This is a genomic window from Rubrivirga sp., from assembly GCF_049648075.1.
GTDB lineage: Bacteria > Bacteroidota > Rhodothermia > Rhodothermales > Rubricoccaceae > Rubrivirga.
This window is the reverse complement of the sequence record NZ_JBARYR010000051.1, coordinates 1-3,076: the sequence shown is the minus strand read 5'-3', so window position 1 is coordinate 3,076 and position 3,076 is coordinate 1. Positions and strand designations below refer to the sequence as shown.

The window sequence follows — 3,076 nt, the reverse complement described above, 5'->3', positions numbered from 1 at the left end:
CGCTACGTCGAGGACGTGGGTCCCGCTAGAACGGGAGGTCGTCGTCGGGCTCGAAGGAGTAGCCGCCGTCGTTGCCGCCGTCGCTCGAGGCCGGGGCCTGCTGGCGCTGCTGGCCGCCGCCGTTGTTTGAGGCCTGGCGCTGGGGACGAGGCGACTGGTCGTAGTTGCCGCCGCCGCTGTTGTCGCCGCCACCACCACCGCCGTCACGGCCGCCGAGCATCTGCATCTCGCGGGCCTTGATCTCGGTGGTGTACTTGGTGTTGCCGTCTTTGTCCTCCCACTGGCGGGTCTGGAGCTGGCCCTCGATGTAGACCTGGCGGCCTTTCGAGAGGTACTCGCCGCAGATCTCCGCGAGCCTGGCCCAGGCCACGACCCGGTGCCACTCGGTGTTTTCGACCTGGTTGCCGTCGCGGTCCTTGTAGGACTCCGTCGTCGCGAGGGAGAAGTTGCAGACGGCCGTGCCGCTGCCGGTGTATCGGAGCTCGGGATCGGATCCGAGGTTGCCGACGAGAATGACTTTGTTGACTCCGCGTGCCATGGGGGCGTGGGGAAAGAGGGAGGCGTGCTCCCGGGTACAAGTATCCGCCGGACGCAGGGTCCGGCCGTTCGAGCAGATTAGACCCCGACAGAGGCGTCGGCGTAACCTGCGAGGACCAAGATACCCGAGCGCAGTGTCAGCCGAGCGTCATACCGAGTTTCCCTATGCCATCGAAGACCTCGGCCTCGAGGACGCCGACCGGGATGCGGGGCACGCCGAGGTCTACCGAGACTTCGTCGCCATCGTGCGCCGATTGCGCCGGGAGTGCCCCTGGGACCGCGAGCAGACGCACGACAGCGTCAAGCACCTGACCATCGAGGAGGCGTTCGAGTTGGTCGAGGCCATCGACAGCGGCGACTCGCTCGAGATGCAGAAGGAGCTGGGCGACCTGTTTCTCCACGTCCTCTTCCACGCTCACATCGCCGAGACGGAGGGGACGTTCGACATCGGCGACGTGATGCGGGCCGAGATGACCAAGCTGGTGCGTCGGCATCCGCACGTGTTCGGGGACGAGGTCGTGGGCGGGACCGGCGACGTGCTGCGGAACTGGGAGGCGATCAAGCAGGCCGAGAGGCGTGAGGCTGGCAAAACCGAAACGCCGCCGTCCGCCCTCGATGGCGTCCCCGACGCGCTCCCGGCCCTGCTCCGCGCCGAGCGGGTTCAAGAGAAAGCCGCCGCGGTCGGGTTCGACTTTCCGACGGCCGAGCAGGCGTGGGAGAAGGTCCGAGAGGAATCGGACGAGGTCTTGGAGGCCGAGACGCCGGACGCCCTCGAGGACGAGATCGGCGACCTTCTGTTCGCGGTTGTCAACTACGCGCGGCTGCGGGGCGTCGTGCCGGAGAACGCGCTGCGGCGGACCGTCGGCAAGTTCTCGGACCGGTTCCGATCCGTCGAGGCAACCGTCGATCTTGGGGTCGCAACCCTCGAGGAGATGGACGCGGCGTGGCACGTCGCGAAGGCCCGGGAGTAGAGTCCTATCGACGTCGCCCTCGAGGTCGGGTTGCATCGAGGACGCGACCCGCCGCGCTCTCGGCGGCGACCTCGAGGGCGAATGCCCGCCTCTTCTCAATCAGGCAACCGGACGCCCTCGAGGACGTGCGATCTTGGCACCCACTACCCCAGGCAACGTGACCCGACCCGATCCTCTCGACGCGCCGACCAACCGTCCATTGGTGCTCGTCTCCAACGACGACGGGATCGACGCCGCCGGGATCGCAGCGCTCGTCGCCGCCCTCGATGGGCTGGGGACGATCGCGGTCGTGGCGCCGTTCGAGGAGCAGAGCGCCGTCGGCCACGGGATCACGATCCGCGACCCGATCCGCGTCCACGCCATGCCCTTCGAGGGCGCGTCCGGTCCCGTGTGGGCTCGAGCCGTGACGGGCACGCCGGCCGACTGCGTCAAGATCGCGGTCCAAAAGCTGCTCCCGCGCGCCCCCGACCTGGTCGTCTCCGGGATCAACCACGGGCCGAACACGGCCGTCAACGTGATGTACTCCGGGACGGTCAGCGCGGCGACGGAGGGCACGATTCTGGGCCTACCCTCGATCGCGATGTCCCACGCCGCCTGGGTCCCGCCCGACTTCGAGGTCGCCGGCATCGTCGCCCGTCGTCTCGCGACACGCGTCCTCGAGGACGGATTGCCGGACAACGTGCTGCTCAACGTCAACGTCCCGGAGGGCGGACACGACGAGGTCCATGGGCTGCGCGCCACGCGCCAGGCGAGCGCCCGCTGGGAAGAGCAGTTCGAAGAACGTCACGATCCCGTGGGCCGGCCCTACTACTGGCTCGGAGGTCGCTTCGTCGACCTCGACGACCGGCCCGACACCGACCTGGCGGCGCTGCGGGACGGCTACGTGTCCGTCACGCCGCTCCACCTCGACCTGACCGCTCACGACCACATGGCTCGCGTCGCCACGATCGCCGACGCCGTCGACCTTTCCGCTTCCGCTCATGTCTGAGATGCCCTCCGTCGGCGATCCCGCTCCGTCCTTCGAGGGCGTAGACCAAGACGGCAACACCGTTCGCCTGCAGGACTTTGAGGGTCGGCCTATCGCGTTGTACTTCTACCCGAAGGACGACACGCCTGGCTGCACCAAACAGGCCTGCAACCTTCGCGACAACACGTCCGACCTCGAGGCCGCGGGTATCGCCGTCGTAGGTGTCTCCCCGGACGACGCCGCGAGCCACGAACGGTTTGCGGAAAAATACAGTCTGCCGTTTCCGCTCCTGGCCGATCCCGACAAGACCATCCTCCAGACCTATGGTGCCTGGGGTGAAAAGTCGCTCTACGGGCGCACAAGCATCGGCGTCAAGCGGACGACGTTCTTGATCGGCCCGGACGGCCAGGTTCTGCACGTGTTCAAGCGTCCCAAGACCACGAACCACGCCCAGGAGATCTTGGCCAAGCTCACCCTCGCCCTAAACAAATGATCGTCGCTGGAAACTGGAAGATGAACACCGGCTTGGAGGACGCCGTCGCGCTCGCCGCCGACGTGGTCCAGGCCACCGCCGACGACGCGGGGTCGGTCGACGTCGTGG

At 67.6% G+C, this 3,076-nt stretch carries 4 protein-coding genes; 3 read left to right on the top strand and 1 reads right to left on the bottom strand.

What is annotated here, in order from left to right; translation table 11 throughout:
• Nucleotides 1-25 precede the first annotated feature (25 nt).
• Nucleotides 26-538 (bottom strand): single-stranded DNA-binding protein, encoded by a 513-nt coding sequence (locus WBA11_RS01450; RefSeq protein WP_424518955.1) that lies wholly within the window; start codon nucleotides 536-538, stop codon nucleotides 26-28.
• A 133-nt stretch (nucleotides 539-671) separates the two neighbouring features.
• On the opposite strand from WBA11_RS01450, the gene mazG reads away from it, so the two are divergent.
• From mazG to bcp, 3 genes are all read left to right on the top strand, one after another.
• Nucleotides 672-1,508 carry a nucleoside triphosphate pyrophosphohydrolase gene (gene mazG, locus WBA11_RS01445; RefSeq protein ID WP_424518954.1) on the top strand — a complete coding sequence of 279 codons (837 nt, stop codon included), beginning with the start codon at nucleotides 672-674 and terminating at the stop codon, nucleotides 1,506-1,508.
• A 157-nt stretch (nucleotides 1,509-1,665) separates the two neighbouring features.
• On the top strand, nucleotides 1,666-2,496 hold the full coding sequence (gene surE, locus WBA11_RS01440) for a 5'/3'-nucleotidase SurE (RefSeq protein ID WP_424518953.1): 831 nt from the start codon (nucleotides 1,666-1,668) through the stop codon (nucleotides 2,494-2,496).
• The gene (bcp, locus tag WBA11_RS01435; RefSeq protein ID WP_424518952.1) at nucleotides 2,489-2,968 is read left to right on the top strand and encodes a thioredoxin-dependent thiol peroxidase; all 480 of its coding nucleotides are present in this window, start codon (nucleotides 2,489-2,491) and stop codon (nucleotides 2,966-2,968) included. The genes surE and bcp overlap by 8 nt, the downstream gene beginning before the upstream one ends.
• The last annotated feature ends 108 nt before the right edge of the window (nucleotides 2,969-3,076 follow it).

Bases quoted from the DNA above. Each gene is read 5' to 3' on its own strand.
- WBA11_RS01450 (WP_424518955.1), bottom strand. From the start codon at position 538: ATGGCACGCGGAGTCAACAAAGTCATTCTCGTCGGCAACCTCGGATCC.
- bcp (WP_424518952.1), top strand. From the start codon at position 2,489: ATGTCTGAGATGCCCTCCGTCGGCGATCCCGCTCCGTCCTTCGAGGGC.